Annotated in this window: 16 protein-coding genes and 1 pseudogene; 6 read left to right on the top strand and 11 right to left on the bottom strand. The window is 40.4% G+C overall.

Annotated features, from left to right (window positions below; all coding sequences use genetic code 11):
• Positions 1–92 precede the first annotated feature (92 nt).
• Entirely contained in the window at positions 93–857 is a 765-nt protein-coding gene (locus ACN6NB_RS03265) for a MurR/RpiR family transcriptional regulator (RefSeq protein WP_059376692.1), read from the top strand.
• A gap of 135 nt (positions 858–992) precedes the next feature.
• Here ACN6NB_RS03265 and ACN6NB_RS03260 read toward each other — a convergent pair.
• Positions 993–1,442, bottom strand: a pseudogene (locus ACN6NB_RS03260) (SMI1/KNR4 family protein); the annotation flags it as partial.
• 109 nt (positions 1,443–1,551) lie between these two features.
• Complete coding sequence (locus tag ACN6NB_RS03255) at positions 1,552–2,526, bottom strand: tRNA dihydrouridine synthase (RefSeq protein WP_017366774.1); 975 nt, start codon at positions 2,524–2,526, stop codon at positions 1,552–1,554.
• 489 nt (positions 2,527–3,015) lie between these two features.
• Between ACN6NB_RS03255 and ACN6NB_RS03250 the strand changes: the two genes are divergently transcribed.
• Entirely contained in the window at positions 3,016–3,588 is a 573-nt protein-coding gene (locus tag ACN6NB_RS03250) for a hypothetical protein (RefSeq protein ID WP_059376695.1), read from the top strand.
• Positions 3,589–3,677: 89 nt separating this feature from the next.
• Here ACN6NB_RS03250 and ACN6NB_RS03245 read toward each other — a convergent pair whose 3' ends face one another.
• The 3 genes from ACN6NB_RS03245 to ACN6NB_RS03235 all read right to left on the bottom strand — a co-directional run bounded on the left by ACN6NB_RS03245 (position 3,678) and on the right by ACN6NB_RS03235 (position 7,402).
• Positions 3,678–4,586, bottom strand: a complete 909-nt coding sequence (locus tag ACN6NB_RS03245) for a putative RNA methyltransferase (RefSeq protein WP_260982301.1) — start codon at positions 4,584–4,586, stop codon at positions 3,678–3,680.
• A 463-nt stretch (positions 4,587–5,049) separates the two neighbouring features.
• On the bottom strand, positions 5,050–6,432 hold the full coding sequence (gene rlmD, locus ACN6NB_RS03240) for a 23S rRNA (uracil(1939)-C(5))-methyltransferase RlmD (RefSeq protein WP_144491795.1): 1,383 nt from the start codon (positions 6,430–6,432) through the stop codon (positions 5,050–5,052).
• Positions 6,433–6,493: 61 nt separating this feature from the next.
• Entirely contained in the window at positions 6,494–7,402 is a 909-nt protein-coding gene (locus ACN6NB_RS03235) for a diacylglycerol kinase (RefSeq protein ID WP_039177003.1), read from the bottom strand.
• A 181-nt stretch (positions 7,403–7,583) separates the two neighbouring features.
• Between ACN6NB_RS03235 and ACN6NB_RS03230 the strand changes: the two genes are divergently transcribed.
• Positions 7,584–8,543: a nucleoside hydrolase gene (locus tag ACN6NB_RS03230; RefSeq protein ID WP_072367866.1), complete on the top strand. Its 960-nt coding sequence runs from the start codon at positions 7,584–7,586 to the stop codon at positions 8,541–8,543.
• Between the two features lie 32 nt (positions 8,544–8,575).
• Here the strand turns inward: ACN6NB_RS03230 and ACN6NB_RS03225 are convergent, their stop codons facing one another.
• Positions 8,576–11,785 carry an efflux RND transporter permease subunit gene (locus ACN6NB_RS03225; protein ID WP_268465635.1) on the bottom strand — a complete coding sequence of 1,070 codons (3,210 nt, stop codon included), beginning with the start codon at positions 11,783–11,785 and terminating at the stop codon, positions 8,576–8,578.
• A gap of 131 nt (positions 11,786–11,916) precedes the next feature.
• Here ACN6NB_RS03225 and ACN6NB_RS03220 point away from each other — a divergent pair, with 131 nt between their 5' ends.
• Entirely contained in the window at positions 11,917–12,762 is an 846-nt protein-coding gene (locus ACN6NB_RS03220; protein WP_039176996.1) for a TetR/AcrR family transcriptional regulator, read from the top strand.
• Positions 12,763–12,943: 181 nt separating this feature from the next.
• Here ACN6NB_RS03220 and gatB read toward each other — a convergent pair whose 3' ends face one another.
• Genes gatB through gatC form a run of 3 tightly spaced genes read right to left on the bottom strand, consistent with a single transcriptional unit; the run spans position 12,944 to position 16,150 of the window.
• Complete coding sequence (gene gatB / locus ACN6NB_RS03215; protein ID WP_059374649.1) at positions 12,944–14,374, bottom strand: Asp-tRNA(Asn)/Glu-tRNA(Gln) amidotransferase subunit GatB; 1,431 nt, start codon at positions 14,372–14,374, stop codon at positions 12,944–12,946.
• A 13-nt stretch (positions 14,375–14,387) separates the two neighbouring features.
• Positions 14,388–15,845 (bottom strand): Asp-tRNA(Asn)/Glu-tRNA(Gln) amidotransferase subunit GatA, encoded by a 1,458-nt coding sequence (gene gatA / locus ACN6NB_RS03210; protein WP_041116096.1) that lies wholly within the window; start codon positions 15,843–15,845, stop codon positions 14,388–14,390.
• A 14-nt stretch (positions 15,846–15,859) separates the two neighbouring features.
• The gene (gatC, locus tag ACN6NB_RS03205; protein WP_024424549.1) at positions 15,860–16,150 is read right to left on the bottom strand and encodes an Asp-tRNA(Asn)/Glu-tRNA(Gln) amidotransferase subunit GatC; all 291 of its coding nucleotides are present in this window, start codon (positions 16,148–16,150) and stop codon (positions 15,860–15,862) included.
• 423 nt (positions 16,151–16,573) lie between these two features.
• On the opposite strand from gatC, the gene putP reads away from it, so the two are divergent.
• Both putP and ACN6NB_RS03195 read left to right on the top strand, forming a co-directional pair.
• Complete coding sequence (putP, locus tag ACN6NB_RS03200; protein ID WP_144495419.1) at positions 16,574–18,055, top strand: sodium/proline symporter PutP; 1,482 nt, start codon at positions 16,574–16,576, stop codon at positions 18,053–18,055.
• A gap of 167 nt (positions 18,056–18,222) precedes the next feature.
• Positions 18,223–18,915, top strand: a complete 693-nt coding sequence (locus ACN6NB_RS03195; protein WP_024424547.1) for an MgtC/SapB family protein — start codon at positions 18,223–18,225, stop codon at positions 18,913–18,915.
• Between the two features lie 44 nt (positions 18,916–18,959).
• Here the strand turns inward: ACN6NB_RS03195 and ACN6NB_RS03190 are convergent, their stop codons facing one another.
• Together ACN6NB_RS03190 and ACN6NB_RS03185 are read right to left on the bottom strand one after the other, a co-directional pair.
• Positions 18,960–19,967, bottom strand: a complete 1,008-nt coding sequence (locus ACN6NB_RS03190; protein WP_064497688.1) for a phosphotransferase enzyme family protein — start codon at positions 19,965–19,967, stop codon at positions 18,960–18,962.
• A gap of 128 nt (positions 19,968–20,095) precedes the next feature.
• Complete coding sequence (locus ACN6NB_RS03185) at positions 20,096–21,292, bottom strand: CamS family sex pheromone protein (protein WP_474253232.1); 1,197 nt, start codon at positions 21,290–21,292, stop codon at positions 20,096–20,098.
• Between the last annotated feature and the right edge of the window lie 10 nt (positions 21,293–21,302).

The raw sequence follows: 21,302 nt of genomic DNA, 5'->3' as shown, positions 1-21,302 counted from the left end.
ACCAATAGGTTTGACGTATTTAGAAATCAAGTTGTAACATTAGATTATATTTTCATAGGAAGAAAATATTTTCATGTTGGAGGGCACATCGCATGATACTGGACAAGCTGGTTAATGAATACTTCGAAGATTTAAATAAGAATGACCTACACATTATTAAAACGATCCATGATCATCTTGAAGAAATGAAGACAATGAAAATTCAGGACCTTGCCCGTTATGCTCATACTTCCATCTCATCCATCCATCGGCTTGCCAAGAAAATAGGGTTCGACGGCTATAGTGACTTAAAGTCTTATGTGAAATTAAATGCTTTCACTGAAGAGACAACACAAGATTTAATGCAGCTGCTTGATCAAGATATCCGGCAGACAAGAAAATATATGGAGCAGCTGGACTTTCATCAATTAAATCAACTGATAGATCGCGCACCGTATATTTATATTTATGGTACAGGAACTGCACAACTCGATTTGGCCAATGATGTACAGCGGCAGCTATGGTCACTGCATAAAAAATCTCAAGTATTACGAAGCAAGCGGGACTTAACAGATGGAATCATTGAATTTGGTGAGGATGACCTTTTATTTATCATTTCTTTATCGGGTGAATCGAAGAATTTAGATGAAATCATTCAATTGGTGAAAACGAGACATATCAAATTTATCAGCATGACCACATTAAGGAATAACCTCCTTGCACAAAATGCCATGTTTAACATCTATGTAAGCAGCACCCCGTTTCACTTATATAACAAAGTGGACAACTCCAGCTTTCTGCCATTTTACATTGTGGCAGATATTATCGTCAGAAAATATAGTGAGTGGAAAGTGAACCAATTGAATAATAGGACTTAAACATAACAGGTACCGTTTTGGAGAGAGATTCAATGTTGCTTCGCAAAAAAAAGAGAGACTCTTTTGTCTCTCTCAAAAAACACTGTATAACAGCGGATTTAATGAAATATATCTACTTGCGGCTGCCTTTTCCTATTCAGCAGTATAATGCCCAGCGAGCAGTTCATCAAACGAATCCGCTAATTTGAAATCCGTCTCATATTCTAGATCAAAGTAATGAACCGGCGGATGTTCCTTTGTTTCTCTGTAATCCAATGCAATCCACGTATGACCATCTCCACAAATGAGCACAAGTCCCTCAGGCAATTCCCATTCTTCTATTAAATAATCACTATCCATAATGCCTTCATTTTTGGCAATTCCTCTTAAATGATCAAATGACACATGATCCTCTGCCCATCCATTCGGCTGATCCGTGGGAAAAGCGTTATGCAGGGTATACCCGCCATTTTGTTCGAGAATCAGTTTTTTATATGTATCCGGCAAGATGACGCCTAGCTTCTTTTCCGCTTTTGCAATGCCTTTCTCATTGATTTTCTTAAATGTTTCTTCGCTTTCACTGTCTTTATCCCAAAATGGTTTCAAATGAAATACCTCCAATTGTTATTTCTATCTCATTTTACCATTTAAGAGAACTAGTTTAATAGTCCTATTTAATAAAAAAAGAGAAGGGTTCGCCCCCTCCTCTTGTTGGTCATGATTGTTCTTGATTTCTCGCTTCAAATTCATCCAGCATTGCACGCACTTCATCTGTTGATGATGTATTCATTAATTGATTTCTTAAGAAACTCGCTCCTCTGAATCCTTTTACATAAATCTTAAAGAAACGGTGCAGTGCCTTGAATGGACGCAAGCCTAGTGATGAGTATTGATCATGGAGATCAAGATGTAACCTTAACAGACCGAGCAGTTCATCACTTGTATGCTCCTTCGGCTCTTTTTCAAAAGCAAATGGGTTATGGAAAATCCCGCGCCCAATCATCACTCCGTCCACTCCATACTGTTCAGCGAGCTTTAAGCCTGTTTGACGATCAGGAATATCACCATTGATCGTCAAAAGCGTATCAGGTGCTACTTCATCACGAAGTTTTTTGATCTCAGGAATGAGCTCCCAATGCGCATCCACCTGGCTCATTTCCTTTCTTGTGCGAAGGTGGATCGATAAATTCACAATATCTTGCTCCAAAATGTGTCGAAGCCACCCGCGCCATTCATCGACCTCAGTAAAACCAAGTCTTGTTTTCACGCTGACAGGTAATCCCCCAGCTTTTGCTGCTTGAATCAGCTCTGCAGCAACATCTGGACGAAGAATTAAGCCGCTGCCCTTCCCGTTTTGCGTGACATTTGGAACAGGACAGCCCATATTAATATCAAGCCCCTGAAATCCTAATTCCGCCATTCCAATACTCATTTGTCTAAAGTTCTCAGGCTTGTCTCCCCAAATATGAGCAACAATCGGCTGCTCATCCTCTGTAAACGTTAAACGCCCCTTCACACTTTGAATGCCATCAGGATGGCAATAGCTCTCACTATTCGTAAACTCTGTAAAAAACACATCAGGTCTCGCCGCCTCACTCACAACATGACGAAACACAACATCTGTCACTTCTTCCATTGGTGCTAATATAAAAAATGGCCGCGGTAAATCACGCCAGAAATTTTTACTCATCTTTCATCCAATTCCTCTCATGACATAGCGCCTAAAGGGCATGTCCTTCTATTATCATTATATACTTTAGTTAGGATTCAACGCAAAAGGAGCATAAAATGAACAATAACAAAATGCTATCAGCACTTTATAAAATATCAAAAATTTGAGGAGACGTAAACGCCTTTCAAAAGTGCTGCTGAGAAACGTGTCATTCAATGGGAGAAGGTAAGGCATTCGCCAAACTAATGAAAAAAACCTCAATTATTTCAAATTTGAAATCGACAAATATCACATTATACAAATAGCAAAAATACCAATCAACCTTAATATGGATATTATTATGATATTTGTTTATTTTATAGAAAGGAGTAATTATCTTATAGTAATAATACATAAAACAGTTCACTATGCTTTTATTAAAAGTTACTAAAACTATGGCAAATTCATTATTAATCTTCTCTAAATAAACAATAAGTACTAAATAGCACTTTTTTATGGAGGGTGATCATGTCTTTATCTTACGTTATTCTAATGACTTTTTTAGTACTCCTTTTAGTATCTATCATGCTCTATACATTTTTCAGAAAGAAAAACATTGTAGATGAAGCACCTGGCGCTTTTGCTGCCGTTCTTCTTATTTTACTAATATGTTTTTCCCTTAGTATTGTTATTGCGCTTCCAACTGTTATGCTTTTTCTAGTCTCATTGGGAGTGAATTTTCTATTCGGTGAATACATCACTTATGATTCATTATTTTCTTTGATTACCTTTTCATTGTTAGTCAGCATCATCGTAGTTTTTTGGTCGTTTATAGTTTTATTTATAGGGAAAGGAATCACTTTTTTGTTGAAGATCCCAAAATGGATAACTTATATTTTAGAATTTTTTGCTTCGTGGGCGCTTATTTACTTCACGATTAAATATGTATTAAATTTAAAGTTAGTTGAAGTTTCAATATGGGGAAATGGTGCATTGATTTTATCTTTCTTTGTTAGTTTTTTATACATTGGACTTGATATCATATCCTCTGCGCTTGATCAAAAGAATCAGAACATAGAAGAATACCCCCCTATCCATTAAGGGGGTATTTAATAATAGATATTTCGAACATCAAGCTGTTTTTAGTCTTCGAACCATATAGCCTTATAAGCTTTTTTAATCATAAGTTTTTAATTAATTGATCTATGAGCCTTCATTTTCTTCCCAAGCAAGACTGAAAAGTCAAAAGTGATTTCCAATTTATTTTCGCTCAGAACTTGTTGTATAAGCTCTTCCGATGCTCCCCAAGACAAGGGGGTCATATGGATCAACTGTTTAATGTACTTACTTTCCATTGTTATACCGTACTGAACACGCTGGATGTCAACAAGATCAAAATTACGATTGAAAAGCTCTAATGTATTTTCATTTGAATATACAGTTCTATCTGTTTGATTGTAAAATATCTCTCTTAATTCTTGAAGGTACTTACTTTCAGGTATAACTTTTATAACCATTCCATCATCTGCAAGCATTCTATGGAACTCAGAATAGTTGGATGGAGATAATATATTCAATAAGAAATTGAATTGTTTATCAATTAATGGACACTTTGCGAGATCGGCTACGCACCAGATTGTTTTAGAAGGACTCCTTGAAGCAATATCGATTCCCTCTTTTGAGATATCAACACCTATTCCCAACAAGTTACATTGCGATTGTTCAATTATCCTCTGCTGTATCTTCGACAAATGTGAACCTTCACCGCATCCAGCATCTAATATTTTTATGGTATCACTCGTTGGTTTCAACTCTTCTAACATATTCTCACAAACCTGAGCAATCAACGGATCAAAAAAGCCGCTTTGGCTAAACATCTTTCTAGACTTAAACAGTTTTTTATCGTATTTTGTTTTAGGAGGATGAGACAATAAGTTAACATATCCTTGCTTAGATATATCAAAACAATGATGATTGTAACAAATTAAACTCCTTAAATTTACTACCTCAATTGGATTTGAACATATTGGACATCTAAAAATGTCTTCATACTCAGAGAGAAGACATGCGTTTGTCATTTTCCGATTGTTTTTAGACAAAATAAAAACACCTCATTCATTCGTATTTAGTAAATGAAAAAGGCACAGTTAAATAAACCCAGGTCATAGTTTTTTAAAAATGACGTGAGTATACATAGACTGTACCTTCCATTAACGTAAACGAATGAATTTGATGATCAAGAAAAACATCTCCTAATAAAAATGATTAAAGAAGAACGAACCCGCTCCATCTATTAGTATAAATCATGATGAACAGGTTTGTATACATCGCAATGCTTTTCAACTACCGAACTTCCAAGGCAAAAAACGACCACCGTCAACGACACGGCAAGGAAAGGTTAGTTCCTAAGTTAAACTTTTAGGCGATCATACCTTCAACACCGATGCTGTTTATTTTCACAGGAAATCTCTAAAACGGATTCCTTCACAGACTAATTGATCGCATTGATATTAAATCAGTTGGGAGTCCTAGAATCTTTTACAGACTCTCGGACTCTCCTGCTTATTCTTTACTTCTAACTAACAATGCACAGCACTCCACATGACTCGTATGCGGAAACATATCCACAGGCTGCACTTCCTCCGTCACATACCCGCCATCTTCAAGAATGCGCAAATCACGAGCAAGCGTCCCTGGGTTACAGGAGACGTAAACAACACGGTTTGGTTTCATTTTTAAAATCGTGTCAAGCAGTGCTTCGTCGCAGCCTTTTCTTGGCGGATCGACGACGAGCGTGTCTGCTTTGATGCCTTCTTTGTACCAGTTTGGGATGACGGTTTCTGCTTCGCCGACTGCGAATTCGACGTTATTGATTCCGTTTAAGGCAGCATTGCGTTTTGCATCTTCAATTGCTTCTGGAACAATTTCAACCCCATATACTCTGCCTGCTTTTTGTGCGAGAAATAAGGAAATCGTACCGATTCCGCAGTAGGCATCGATAACAGTTTCTTCGCCTTGCAGCTCGGCATATTCAAGCGCTTTGTCATAAAGCACCTTTGTTTGGGCTGGGTTCACTTGATAAAACGAGCGGGCTGAAATGGCAAATTTGATGTCGCCAATCGTGTCATAAATGTATTCTTCGCCCCATAAAATGGTTGTTTCGTCTCCGAAAATGACATTTGTTTTCTTTGAATTCACGTTTTGTACAATTGACCGAACGTGTGGGAAGCGTGCTATAATCTGCTCAATCACCTGCTGCTTTTGCGGAAAGTCAGCCGTTCTAGTAACAAACACAACCATCATTTCACCTGTTGCAATACCGTAGCGAACCATCACATGACGCAGCCAGCCTTTGTGCCGCTCTTCGTTATATGCTTTGATGCCAAACGCATTGCATATGTCTTTTACTGCCTGTACCACTTCGTCGTTTTCTGACTGCTGAATCAAACATTTTTCCATATCAATGATTTCATGGGTACGCTGCTGATAAAACCCTGCAACAAGTCCGCCTTCGCGTTCGCCAACTGGAACTTGTGCTTTGTTTCGGTAATTCCAGGGGTCTTCCATGCCGAGTACAGGATGAACTTTTACACGGCTCATATCAAGCTTGCCGATCCGCTCTAAAACGTCCTTTACTTGTTTCTGTTTAAATAGCAGCTGGCCTTCATAGCTCATATGCTGAATTTGACAGCCGCCGCACTGCTTGTAAATGGGACATGGCGCATCTTGCCTGTGCTGACTTTCCTTTGTCAGCTCCATGAGTCGTCCAAAAGCAAATCCTTTTTTGACTCGTGTGACTTTGATTTGCCCTTGTTCGTCAGGAAGGGCATTCGGTACAAAGACAGGGAATCCTTCAATTTTCGCTACACCTGCACCTTCATGCGTTAAGTCTTCGAAGGTTACATTGTAGTATTCATTCTTTTCAACAGGCGGTTTCATTTTCACCAATTTTATCACCTCATTTGCAAAGAAAAACTTGGCCGCCATAAGGAACCAAGTTCAGTCTTCACCCTATTTTTTCAGCTGTTTCTTTTGGCACAATAAATTCGATATGGCGATACAGGTTTTCAAATTCACCTGGCAGCATGCCGCCGTATTCACCATCTAAATTCAATTGCATTTTATCTTTTACATCTACCTTCACGCGATTCGCTTTTGCGTAGATGACATTGTTATCATGAATATGCTCGCCTCTGAGAGCAAGGCTGACCACTCGAATGGCTTCTGCTAAATTGACCTTCTTTAAAATAATTAGATCAAACATCCCATCATCTAAAATGGAATCTGGCGCTAGTTTTTCAAAGCCGCCTACTGAGTTTGTGAGTGAAACAAGGAACAGCATGATTTCTCCATGAAACAATTTGCCGTCATATTCAATTTCGACTTCTGTCGGGCGGATTGAAGGAAGCATCTCCATGCCTTTTAAATAATAAGCAAGCTGTCCAAGCATGGTCTTCAGTTTACTAGGCACCTCATAGGTGAGCTCTGTTAATCGGCCGCCGCCAGCAATATTAATAAAATAATGGCCATTGACTTTACCGATATCAAGCGGCTTCGCTACACCCTCAATAATGGCATCTGTCGCTTTCAAAACACCTTCTCGTGGAATTCCAAGTGCTCTTGCGAAATCATTTGTCGTTCCAACTGGAATAATTCCTAGTTTTGGTCTTTTTTCAAGCGGTGCTAGTCCGTTGACGACTTCATTGATCGTGCCGTCTCCACCTGCTGCTACAATTAAATCAAAATCTCTCTGTGCGGCCTTTTCTGCTGCTTGCGTGGCATCTCCTGCACATGTCGTCGCATGACAAGAAGTTTCATAGCCAGCTTGTTCAAATTTTTGCAAAACCTGCGGTAAATTCTTCTTGAAGAGTTCACGCCCAGATGTCGGATTGTATATAATTCGAGCACGTTTCATTCATCATCATCCTATATTCATTATGCAATCTATTTTCACCACTAACAACCTTTAATTATACTATGAGATTTGAAAATGGCAACAAAACAACCGCCTAATATGTAAAATTTCCAAGCACATTTCCCTCAGTAAGAAAGCATTCTGATAAGATAAAAGAAAACGCTGTAAAGGATGATATGCGATGAAAAAGCCTGTCTATTTTAATCATGACGGCGGTGTTGATGACCTCGTCTCTTTATTTCTTCTCCTTCAAATGGAACATCTGGAAGTCATCGGAATGTCTGTGATTCCTGCTGATTGTTATTTAGAGCCTGCGCTCAGTGCATCTCAAAAAATCATTGATCGATTCAGCCCTTATGAAATTGAAGTCGCTGCTTCAACTTCTAGAGGCGTCAATCCATTTCCGAAGGAGTGGCGTATGCATGCTTTCTATGTAGATGCTTTGCCAATTTTAAATGAAAAAGGCAATGTTGATACAAAGGTGTCCAAGCTGCCAGCACACCTTCATCTGATTGAAACAGTTAAGAAGGCAAAAGAACCTGTCACCCTGCTCTTTACTGGTCCGCTCACAGATCTTGCACGAGCTTTAGAAGAAGATCCTTCAATCTCTAACAAAATTGAGAAATTGGTGTGGATGGGCGGCACGTTCCTTGAAAAAGGCAATGTTGAAGAACCCGAGCATGACGGGACAGCAGAATGGAATGCATTTTGGGATCCTTATGCTGTGAGCACTGTCTTTCAGGAACCGTTTCCTATTGAAATGGTCGCACTTGAAAGTACAAATCAAGTCCCGCTTACACTTGATGTACGCCAGCGCTGGGCTTCTCTTCGTTCTCATATTGGAATAGATTTTATCGGACAGTGCTACGCCTTTTGTCCGCCGCTCATTCATCATGAAACCAATTCGACGTATTACCTATGGGATGTGCTGACAACAATTACTCTTGCTTCTACATCATTATCATTTACCCGTTCAAAAGAAGTGAATGCGATCGTTTATACCGAGACGCCAAAGCAAGGACGGACAGAAGAACATCCAGATGGAAAATCAATTCAAGTGATTGACCATGTCGATCGTGATGCCTTTTTCCACGCATTTGAAGAACTTATGAGAAAAGCTGTTTGCCAGATTTCAAAATAAAAAAAAGCCCCGCCAATGAGCGGGGCTTCCTCTTATTCTTCTTCTGCGTATTTATTCTTACGTTTAAACTTGCTTAACATTTCATACACGATTGGAACGATGACCAATGTGAGAAGTGTAGAACTTGTTAAACCGCCAATTACGGTAACACCAAGTCCTTTTGATACGATCTGGCTTCCGCCTTCAAATCCTAATGCGAGTGGCAGCAGTGCACCAATTGTCGCAAGTGCCGTCATTAAGATTGGACGTAATCTTGTTGCACCTGCTTCAAGTAACGCTTCTCTTGTTGAGAGACCTTCTTGTTCTTTATGAATCACGCGGTCAATCAAGACAATGGCATTTGTTACAACGATACCGATCAGCATGAGCAATCCAATCATGGCATTTAAGCTGATGGTTTCTTTTGCTATAAACAATCCAGCGAGAGCGCCAATAACTGTAAATGGAAGTGAGAAGAGAATTGCAAATGGTGCAAGACCTCCGCCAAATGTGATGACGAGAACGAGATACACAATGGCAATCGCTGCAAGCATTGCAAGGCCAAGCTGTGTAAAGGATTCTTGTATATCCGCACTTACGCCGCCTGTGTCAATCGTTACGCCGGATTTCAGATCAAGCTTGTCAACTTTCTTCTGAACATCTTGTGTCACACTTGAGACGTCGTCTGTTGTCATGTCACCAGACACTTCTGCGTAGATTTTTCCATCACGTTTTGTCACCGTATTTGCTGTCGTCCCATCTTTTACTTTGACGACATCACCAATTCGGACTTCTTGCCCTGTTGGTGTAGTGATCTTTTTATTTTCTAAATCTTTTTTGCTCTTATATTCATCTTTTTCCGTTTGAAGCTTCACATCAAGTTCTTTGCCGTCCTCTGTGACTTTCGTCAGTGTTGTTTCACTATTTTGAGGTGCAATCGCTTGAGCGATTTGTGAAGCAGTTAGACCCAGTTTCGCCAGTTTTTCTTGATCTGCATTAAACGTATATTCGTCGTATTTCTCAGATAAGCTTGTGCTGACATTTTTCAGGTTTTTCTCATCTTTTAAGATGTTCTCAACATCTTTTACTGTGCCTTCAATATCGCTTGCTTTGTCACCGTACACATAGTACGTCACAGTATTGCTGGCGCCAGCAGATGAAAAGTCTTGTGATTTCCATTCCCCTTTAGACGCTTTGTCTTGCAGGGCTTTGACTACACGATCTTTTTCTTTATCAAAATTCGGTGTGTCCTCGTCATATTGTACGAAGAATAATGCACCGTTAGAGTTACCGCCAACACTTGCTGTCATGGCATTTGAAGAGCCAAGAGAATACTGAACTGTATTGACATGGTCACGTTTCATCAAATATTCTTCAGCTTTTTTCGTTTCATCAATTGCTTGCTCTCTCGTTTGTCCAGGTTCAGGTGTATATGTCACCATCGCGGTTTTCTCTGCTTCCTGTGGTAAGAAGCTGACACCAACAAGTGGTGCTAAGAATAAGCTTCCGACAAGCATAAGAATGGCAATTCCTGATGTGATCCATTTATGGTTGAGTGTCCAATTCAGTACACGTCTATAACCGCCAGCAAGCTTACTTGGTTTATGTTCTTTTACCTTTTTCGCTGTGCCGTACAGGTTCTTTTTAAATAGAGTGTGTGCCATCATTGGAACAATTGTAATGGCGACAAGCAGTGAAGCAAGTAACGCAAACACAATCGTTAAGGCAAATGGGATGAATAGTTCACCAATCATTCCACCTACTAATGCTAACGGTAAGAATACCGCAATTGTCACAATCGTTGAAGACATGATTGGGATAAACATTTCTTTTGTGGCTTCTCTGACGAGTGCCTTGCCTTTTAACGGTTCATCCTTTAACGCCATTCGTCGATAGATATTTTCTATGACCACTATCGAGTCATCGACAACACGCCCGATGGCGACGGTCATGGCACCAAGTGTCATGATATTTAGCGTGATATCCAGCTGATTTAATAGTAAGACAGCAATCAACAGAGATAACGGAATGGAGATGACCGAGATTAATGTTGATTTGATATCTCGCAGGAACAAGAGAATGATAATGATCGCAAAGATTGCTCCGATGATCGCCTTGTTCAGCATTGTGCTGACAGACTCTTTAATCGGCTCTGCTTGATCATATGTGGTGCTTACTTTGATTCCTTTGTTGTCTTTTTTGAATTTCTCAAGCTCTTTTGTCACTTCTTCTGCAACACTCACTGTGTTGGCATCAGAGCCTTTGACAATTTGCAGACCGATACTGTCTTTCCCATTCGTTCTAGAGATCGATTCTGCCTCTTTGACGACTTTAATATCTGCAATCTCAGACAGCTTGATCGTTGGCAGCTCTACAGATTGACTGCTTGCTGCACCTGTTTGCTGCTGTGCTGCTGCTTGCTGCTGACTTGCACTTCCCGCCTGCTGCTCGACACCTTGCGCACCTGCGCTGCTAGAAGGGGATCCAGCTCCAGCGCTTCCCGCACCGCCGCCTGCACTTGGTGTGACTGGAATTCGCATGTTTTTCAAATCTTTGACGCTTAAAATATTGCCGTCCACGACAACTGATTTTTGTTTGTTGCCAAATGTGTATAGACCTAATGGTACATTCACATCAGAGCCTTTGATCATGTTTTGGACGGTTTCTTCATCTAAACCGTATTCTTTTAGTTTCTTTTCTTTAAACGAAAATTCAACTTCTTTGATTTGCTGTCCTGAAGCTTCCACAGAAGAGACGCCGTCTAATCCTTGAAGTGAAGGAACGAGGTCATTTTCTACTTTTTGTGTAAGGTCTTGTAATGATTCTTTATCACCTGAGACACTAAGGGCTAGGATTGGAATCGCATTAATACTAAAGCGTGCGATTTTAGGTTTTTCTGCATTTTCAGGGAAATCAATATTGCTAATCGCATCTTCAATTTCCTTTTTTGCTTCATCCATGTCTTTGCTGTAATCGTACTCGATTTGAATGGATGATGCATTTTCAAAAGAATTAGAAGTGACTACGCTGACCCCATTGAGGTTTTGAATTGACTTTTCAATTGGATCTGTCACCTTATCTGATACTTCGTCCGGCGTTGCGCCAGGGTACGTTGTAGAAACCGTAATGACTGGAGTGTTGATATTCGGGATTGATTCTTGTTTCATATTCAATCCGGCATATAGACCAGCAACTGTTACGATAATCGTCATGAGCCATACAGCGAACTTATTCTTTAATACAAAATTGATGATCGAATTCATTATATCCTCCATTTTCCTTTATGTATTGACTGACTGGTCATTCTATATCATAATAAACGGTGATATACAATGCCGTCAACCATTTCACTTGCGTTTGACGTAACATTCTAAAGCTGAAGGGGCCTTATTTCATGAACGAAAAAAAAGAAAAAATCATTAAAGCAAGCATCCAATTGTTTGCGAAAAAGGGTTTTTCTTCTACGACCATTCAGGAAATTGCAGATGAATGCGGAATATCAAAAGGCGCATTTTATTTACATTTCAAATCAAAAGAACAGCTTTTCAACCGAGCGTTTGAATATTATATCGACACTTCGATGCAAACAATCGAAACGATTCGAAAAGAGAATCAGCATCTCGCGCCGAGAGAGATCTTTCAGAAACAAATTGCTGAACAGTTTCAGCATTTTGCTGAGAACAAGGATTTTATCATTCTGATCCTCAGCGAGAACATTATTCCGGAAAACCAGCAAATTAAAAAGTATTCAAAAACTGTGAAAAAGCAAATGAATGATGAAATTCAAATTTCCATCTTGACCACTTATGGACAGGAGATCGAACCATATATAACTGACCTGTCAGTCATGATTCAAGGAATTATCCAATCGTATGTGCAGGTTCTGCTTTTACAGGATCAAATGCAATTATCATTTGATGAGCTCTCATCCTTTATACTCGAACGGTTTGATGATCTGGTTCAAGGATTGCTTCGTTCTCAGACGAAGCCGATTTTGAAGCAAACCATTTGGGACGACGAAGCGCCTAGTGCTGCTTCCCTTCAAGAGGAACTTCGTTTGTTAAAGCTGGAGCATCTGCTTTCTGATGATACCGTTGTATCCATTGAAGTGATTGAAGAAGAGCTGGCAAAAGCTGAACCTCGTAAGCCAGTCATCCAAGGAATGCTGACAAATTTAGAAAAGTGCGAGGACCCTGCTGTTCTAAGAGCAGTGGAACAATTGAGGCTGTTTCTTCAGTAACATAACGTGCTGTTTTTTGATTTAGCTCACCTTTCCCCCTTCGAATGTGCAGTTTCGCTTATGCTTCATTATAAGAAAAGTATCTCTAAATTGATATACGGCTGTGGTCCGAATCTATAGTAAGACCCTGTCATTTCAATCAAAAAAAACCGCCTTTTTCATCAGGCGGTTTTTTTGCTATTTAGCGTTTTTTGATTTCTTCAAGGAGAATCTTGTTCACCATCGGTGGGTTCGCTTGGCCCTTCGATGCTTTCATGATTTGTCCGACTAAGAAACCAATCGCGCGGTCTTTACCATTTTTAAAGTCTTCAATGGATTGCGGGTTGTTATCAAGTGCTTCTGTGACAAGTTTGAGCAGTGCACCTTCGTCAGAAATTTGGACAAGTCCTTTTTCTTTGACGATTGTTTCTGCATCTCCTCCATTTTCGATGAGCTCTTTGAATACCTTTTTCGCAATCTTAGAGGAAATCGTTCCTTTTTCAATCAGCTTGATCATACCAGCCAGCCCTTGCGGCGTTAGCTTTGTATCTTCCAGCTCTTTTTGAGCAGAGTTTAAGTATGCAGATACTTCACCCATGAGCCAGTTCGATGCTTGCTTCGCTTCTGCACCTTCTGAAATGGTCGCTTCAAAGAAATCAGACATTTCTTTCGTCAGCGTGAGTACCATTGCATCGTAAGCAGGAAGTCCAAGCTCATCGATGTAGCGTTTGCGGCGCTCGTCTGGAAGCTCTGGGATGGATGCTCTTACGCGTTCTTTCCACTCGTCATCAATGTACAGCTCCACCAAATCCGGTTCTGGGAAGTAGCGGTAATCATCAGAGCCTTCTTTAACGCGCATAAGAATTGTCTTTTTAGACGCTTCATCATAACGGCGTGTTTCCTGCTCGATCAAGCCGCCAGAAAGCAATACTTGCTCTTGACGCTTCTCTTCGAATTCAAGGCCTTTTTGTACGAAAGCAAATGAGTTCAAGTTTTTGAGCTCTGTCTTTGTACCAAACTCTTCACGGCCGATTGGGCGAAGAGAAATGTTGGCATCACAGCGAAGTGAGCCTTCTTCCATCTTACAGTCAGAAACGCCTGTATATTGAATAATGGATTTTAATTTTTCTAAGTAAGCATACGCTTCTTCTGGCGTGCGAATGTCTGGCTCAGATACGATTTCAACAAGTGGTGTTCCTTGACGGTTGAAATCGACGAGTGAGTAACCGTCGCCTGTGTGCGTTAGTTTCCCTGCATCCTCTTCCAAATGGAGACGCGTAATACCGATTCGTTTTGTTTTGCCTTCTACTTCAATTTCAATCCAGCCGTTTTCACCGATCGGTTTATCAAATTGAGAAATTTGATACGCCTTTGGGTTATCAGGATAGAAGTAGTTTTTACGGTCAAATTTTGTATCTGTTGCGATTTCACAGTTCAGCGCCATAGCCGCTTTCATCGCAAAGTTCACCGCTTCTTTGTTCAGTACAGGCAGTACGCCAGGATATCCAAGGTCGATGACACTTGTTTGCGTGTTGGCAGCTGCACCAAAAGGTGTCGGCGAGCTTGAGAAAATTTTCGATTGTGTTTTTAGCTCTACGTGGACTTCAAGTCCAATTACCGTTTCAAAGTTCATTCTGATTCACCCCTTACAGTTCAGGTTTTGCTTTATGATGATCTGTTGCTTGCTCAAAAGCGTGAGCCACGCGGTACACTGTTCCTTCGTCAAAGTGCTTGCCGATGATTTGCAGTCCTAACGGAAGGCCATTTGCAAATCCACAAGGCACACTGATTCCTGGAACGCCTGCAAGGTTAACAGGGATCGTTAAAATATCGTTTGCGTACATAGTCAATGGATCGCTTGTCTTTTCACCAATGTTAAATGCAGGAGTTGGCGTTGTCGGTCCAACAATGACATCATACTTTTCGAAAACATCTTCAAAGTCTTTTTTGATCAATGTACGGACTTTTTGCGCTTTTTTATAGTACGCATCGTAATATCCTGAGCTTAGCGCGAATGTACCAAGCATGATGCGGCGCTTCACTTCGTCTCCGAAGCCTTCAGAACGAGTATTTTTGTATAAATCAATCAGGTTGTCTGCATTATCTGTACGGTAGCCATAGCGGATGCCGTCAAAACGTGCAAGGTTTGCAGATGCTTCTGAAGAAGATAATAAGTAGTAAGTCGCAAGCGCATATTTAGAATGCGGTAGAGACACTTCTTCCCACGAAGCACCAAGTCCTTCTAATACTTTTAACGCTTGAAGAACAGACTCTTTTGCTTCCTCGCCAACGCCTTCGCCAAGATATTCTTTCGGCACAGCGATTTTCAGACCTTTGATGTCGCCAGTTAATGAAGAAAGAAAATCTGGGACATCGACATTTGCACTTGTTGCGTCCATTTGATCGACACCAGCAATCGCTTGAAGAACATAAGCGTTGTCCTCTACATTGCGTGTAATCGGACCAATTTGGTCTAATGATGAAGCAAATGCAATTAATCCGTATCTGGATACACGGCCATATGTCGGTTTAAGACCTACAACTCCGCAGAAAGATGCCGGCTGACGAATAGAACCGCCTGTATCTGATCCAAGTGAGAACGGTACTTCACCTGCTGCAACAGAAGCTGCTGATCCACCACTTGATCCGCCTGGAACGGTGTTTAAATTCCACGGGTTTTTCGTCGCTTTGAAGCCTGAGTTCTCCGTAGAAGATCCCATTGCGAATTCGTCCATATTTAATTTACCGATTGTGACTGCTTCTGCGTCTCTTAAGCGGTTCACAACGGTTGCATCATAAATTGGATCAAAGTTTTGTAGGATTTTACTTGAAGCTGTTGTACGCAGATCCTTTGTAACAATGTTATCTTTCACACCGATCGGCATACCGAACAATAGGCCAAGCTCGTCCTTTTCACCAACTGCCTCGTCCAATTCCTTTGCATACGCACGAGCTTTTTCTTCGTCCAGTGCAAGGAATGCTTGTACTTTCCCGTCTACTTCATTGATTCGTTTATAAGACTCGTCCACTAAATCAGAAACAGACAGTTCCTTTTTATGTAAAAGCTCTTTTAATTCAGAAATTTTGTGATCAAACAGTGACATGTCTCGGGCCTCCTTTAGTCCAAAATTGATGGCACACGAATATAGCCGTCTTTATGATCAGGCGCGTTTTTGACGACTGCCTCAATGGAAAGACCTTTATTCGGAACATCTTCTCTCATGACGTTTTTCATTTTTAATACGTGTGTAGTAGGTTCAACGTTTTCCGTATCTACCTCGTTTAACTGCTCTGCAAATGAAATGATGCTATCAAGCTGTTCTGTAAACATCTCAGCTTCTTCTTCTGTAATCGCAAGCCTTGCTAAATGCGCAACGTGCTTGACTTCTTCTATTGAAATTCTTGACATGCAGGTTCACCTCCAAAAATGATGCGTGATCGTGGTCATGATCATAAGTCATATACACTTTATCATATCAAATTTTACTGTTCTAAAGCAACTTTACGCAGGTGCGGTAAAAGGTCCGTTCTCTTGAAACGTCTTTATGATCAAATCGATAAAAGAAATATTCATCAGGTGACTTTTTATTTTTCAGAAAATTTTTACTTTTGATTATTTTTGTAATCGCTTACATATTGATTCTTATCATCGATCGGTACATTTTTTCTTCAAAATGAAGAGGTTTAGGCAGGTTGATCACTTGGGAATACTCTGTTAGGTTAAGTAACCATAGCAGTGAGCGGGACAGTCAAACAAAAAAGCTGCCATCGCACTTCTGTATATTTTGATTGAGGTGATGTCAAATTAATACGAAAAAGGTGAGAACACAAAATGAGTATTGAAGTTACAATTTCCTTATCTATTTATTTTATCGGGATGCTTGCCATTGGCTGGTATGCATTCAGGAAAACACATGATTTAAATGATTATATGCTTGGCGGACGCGGGCTTGGTCCATTCGTTACAGCCCTTTCAGCAGGTGCTGCGGATATGAGCGGATGGATGCTGATGGGTGTGCCAGGTGAAATGTATAAAACAGGTTTATCGACAGCCTGGCTTGCAATTGGTTTAATCGTTGGTGCTTACTTGAACTACCTCATTCTTGCACCTCGTTTACGTTCTTATACAGAAATTGCGGATGATGCGATTACGATTCCTGATTTCTTTGATAAACGATTCAAAGGATCATCTGCTTTATTAAAAGCTGTGTCAGCCGTCATCATTTTAATTTTCTTTACGCTGTATACATCGTCTGGGATGGTATCAGGCGGACGTTTATTTGAGTCAGCATTCGGTGCTAACTACATGTTTGGACTGATCTTAACATCAAGTATTGTCATTTTGTATACATTGTTCGGCGGATTTTTGGCAGTGAGCTTAACGGACTTTGTCCAAGGGGCTATCATGTTTTTAGCATTAGTGCTCGTGCCGATCGTTGCCTTTACACAATTAGGCGGACCTGTTGCTACATTCCAAGATATTCAACAGATTGATCCTAAATTGCTAGATATTTTTAGAGGAACGAGCGTCATTGGCATTATTTCCTTCCTCGCTTGGGGACTAGGTTACTTTGGACAGCCGCATATTATCGTGCGCTTTATGGCCATTACGTCTGTAAAAGATTTAAAACCAGCACGCCGAATCGGAATGAGCTGGATGATTATTTCAGTGATTGGATCACTGTCTGTCGGTTTAGTGGGTGTTGCCTATGTTCATGAAACGGGCATGAACCTTGCTGACCCTGAAACCATCTTTATCGTCTTTTCTAAAGTATTGTTCCATCCATATATCACTGGATTTTTACTTTCTGCGATTTTAGCTGCGATTATGAGTTCAATTTCGTCTCAGCTGCTTGTCACAGCAAGTGCAATGACAGAGGATTTATACAGAACGTTCTTTAGAAAAACAGCTTCAGACAAAGAGCTTGTCATGATTGGCCGGATGTCTGTACTCGTTGTCGCTGTGATTGCCTTATGCCTTTCACTTAACCCAAGTGACACCATTCTTGATCTTGTCGGTTATGCATGGGCAGGATTTGGTTCTTCATTCGGTCCAGTCATCTTGCTTTGCCTATACTGGAAACGAATGAATCATCATGGTGCCCTAGTTGGGATGATCGTTGGTGCAGTTGTGGTTCTGACATGGATTACGACAGGTCTCAACCATGCCACAGGTATTTATGAAATGATTCCAGGCTTTACGCTAAGTGGATTAGCTGCCATTATTGTCAGCTTATTGACAAGTAAGCCGTCAAAAGCATCAAAACAGCTATTTCACAAAATGGAAGATCATCTTGAGGAAGAAACAAAATAAAGAATTGAAGAGTCATCTGCCCTATGCGGATGACTCTCTTTTTAAATAAAATAAAAAGCTTTTCTTTCTTCAGAAACTGAATAAAATAAGAGTTGTGCAGCCATATGGGCTGTGAGAAGATCATATACATGTTGTGAAACGTACATGAAGTGAAAGGAGCGATACGCATGTTTTGGACAATTGAATGGGATACAGTCTTAAAATTAGCCGTGGCCACCTTAATCGGGCTGATTATCGGGCTTGAACGAGAGCTGAAGAAAAAGCCCCTCGGCTTAAAAACGTGTATTGTCATTGCTGTCAGCTCCTGCGTCTTAACCATCATCAGCATTGATGCAGCCTACAATTTCCCTCGAGTCTCTAAGCTTCAAATGGACCCACTCAGGTTACCGGCGCAAATTATATCTGGTGTTGGTTTTATTGGAGCAGGTGTGATTCTTCGAAAAAGCAATGATGTCATCTCAGGTCTCACGACTTCTGCGATGATCTGGGGAGCAGCAGGACTTGGGGTTGCAACCGGTGCAGGATTTTATAAAGAGGCCTTCCTCAGTCTTTTCTTTATTCTGATTAGTGTCGAATTCCTGCCATGGCTCTTCCAGCGGATCGGACCGATTCGCCTGCAGGAAAAAGAAATCCGCATCAGAATGTCTCTTTCTGATCGAAACCGTATGACCGATATTTTAAAAGAAATGAAAGCCCTCAATATTCGCATTCATTCTGTACGAATTGATGATTTAAAAGAAAAAGACTATCCGATCATGGAAGTACGCGTACGTGTGCATAAAGACCGCTATACAACCGATGTGTACTTTGATATTAAAGATCTAGAAGGCGTCGTTGGCGTGAAGTGTGATACGGTGTAGTTATAAAAAAACCCCTTGCTGTTTAACACAGCAAGGGGTTTCTTTTATCGTGCCAGCTGTTGAAAGTCAAAAGGAGTAATGGGTGTTTTTTGCTCAATTTCCTTTCGAAAACATGACAGCATGGCTTTTTCGTCAGAAGTCAATGTTTGGAGATCAAATGCTTGATGTAAAAGCCCATAAATAAGCATATGACGCAGCATGAGAAAATCAGGGATTGTTGCCAGCCACGCGTCATCAAGCTCATTCTCCTGTCGATAGCCTTTTAGAAAATGACTCATAAATTCTGCCGTAAATTCAGCTTTATCATCATATGGAATCACTGGATACCAAAGAACATTGTATAGCAAAATACTAATATCATTGATAAACCAGTGGTATCCAATATCATCAAAATCGAATGCGATAATCTCTCCTTGATGATAATGAAAGTTCCCGTGATGCAAATCGGCATGCACCAGTCCATACACATCCTTCGAAATTCGGAGCTGGTGAAGCTTTTGCATCAGTTCATCTTTTCTTCGAAGCACAACCGTTTGATCAGATGGAATATATTGATCAAGCTTTAATTGCTCCTCTTCATACCACTCTTGACGCTTATAGAGAGGATCTTTTACTTGATATTGTTTTGTTATTTGATGCATTCGTCCTGTATAGGACCCTAACGCTTCAAACAGCTTCCCATTCCAATCTCCTTCATTCACTTTTCTCCCCGGTGCTTTTTCATACACACGGAGTAAAAATGCGCCTCCGGCTTGATCAGGAATGGTTTCAACGTCTTTTCCTCTTGCTGATGAAATCGGCTTTGCTACGGAAATACCATGATGAGACAGGAATCGAAGCCAGTCCATTTCTCCTAAAATATATGTGGGTGAGCGACGAATGGTATGGGTGATTTTTAATATATAATTCTCCCCATTCATTGCCTTATATTCATACACATAATTTTCTGCATCGGCTAGAAATGTCACTTGGTCAAGCTGAAAGTCATACAAGTGAGCCGCTTTCTTTAAGACTTTCTGTTCATCGTATCGTGCTTTTACTTCTTTATGCATGCTGATTCTCCTTTTATCGTCTTTTTAAATGTTCTTGACGGTAATCAGCATTATACGAGCATCAACATACCTGCCTTTCTTCTTGGTTTCTACTAATATTTTGACAAGAGTTTGGAAATCCCTCTTATTTAGTCATATATATGAACAGTCGGTTCTTTGTCCTCAGCATTTTTCGTGATCAGGGCTTCTTGTTGATCAGAAGATGTGATGTTGATTTCAATATTGGTACTCTTGTAGTAATCCATGACTTCTCCGGTTAAATATTGTGTGAAGGCTACGACTTCCGTTTTTCCATAGAACTGCATTGGAATTTCGATTTTCATTTTTTGCAGGTTGCCGTTTTTGTAAAAGCCTTTTCCTACAACACCAGTGTAATTCGGGAAGTAATCTTCTACCTTTGTCTTGAAGCGGTCAAATCGCTCTGAATCATCTTTGTAGGTGCTTTTCGCACTATCTGAAGGGAAGAATACATTCTCCTCTTTGATCGTATCCCAATTTCCGATATCAGCGGAGCCTGCTTTCACATCTGTTTTGGCGATAAAGTTACCTGGAACGATAGATGATTTTGGTGCTTGCTTATAAAGGGCAATCATGACAGGCACTTTTTGCAGTCCGTCCATTTGACGAATTCGCTTGATCACTTGTTCAGCGATTTTTTCACCCTCTGCCAAAAGTTTCTTTGAATTTTTCGATGAATCGATGGTCACCTCTTGCTGCGGGTCACCGATCTTTTCACGGTAATAATAAACCGAGTTCAGCGCAAGACCAATGACAACTCCGCCAAGCTGTAAGCTGTTTTTGTCTTTTCGAATTAAGTAATTATGCTCTAGCATTGAAGCTAAGTAAATTGGACTATTTTCATTTTTAGACTTTGTTGAACCTGAGTTTGGAAGAGCAGGATTTAAGCCTAGATTCTTAAAGTCTTTATCTTCTTTTTCTGCCTTTTTCAGATCACTGCCTGTTTTTTTGCGCGCCAGCCAGCTGAGAACGGTGTCCTCATCTAAATGCTGTCCTTCTTGGAATAGATAGTCGTTTGTATTAAATGACTCTGTTGCAAGGCGCATGAGTCCTGTTTCAAATTCATCAATGTCCAAGCGTGTATTGAGACGCTCCGCTGTTAGACCTCTAGCAGCTCCTTGTTTAAACGGCAGCACCATTTTGTAATAGGAGTCTGAGATATTGTACATCGGGATGATGGCTGTTTCCTTTGTTTCCTTCGTTTCATCCGTTTTTTGTGTGACCTCTTCCTCTTCCTTTCCCCCAAAAGGTGCACACGCTGACAATACCAGTGTGAGCATTGTCAGCAGCAATAACAACTTTTTCAATAGAAAACAC

It is taken from the genome of Bacillus sp. 11B20 (assembly GCF_056098985.1).
This window is presented reverse-complemented; position numbering and strand designations above follow the sequence as displayed.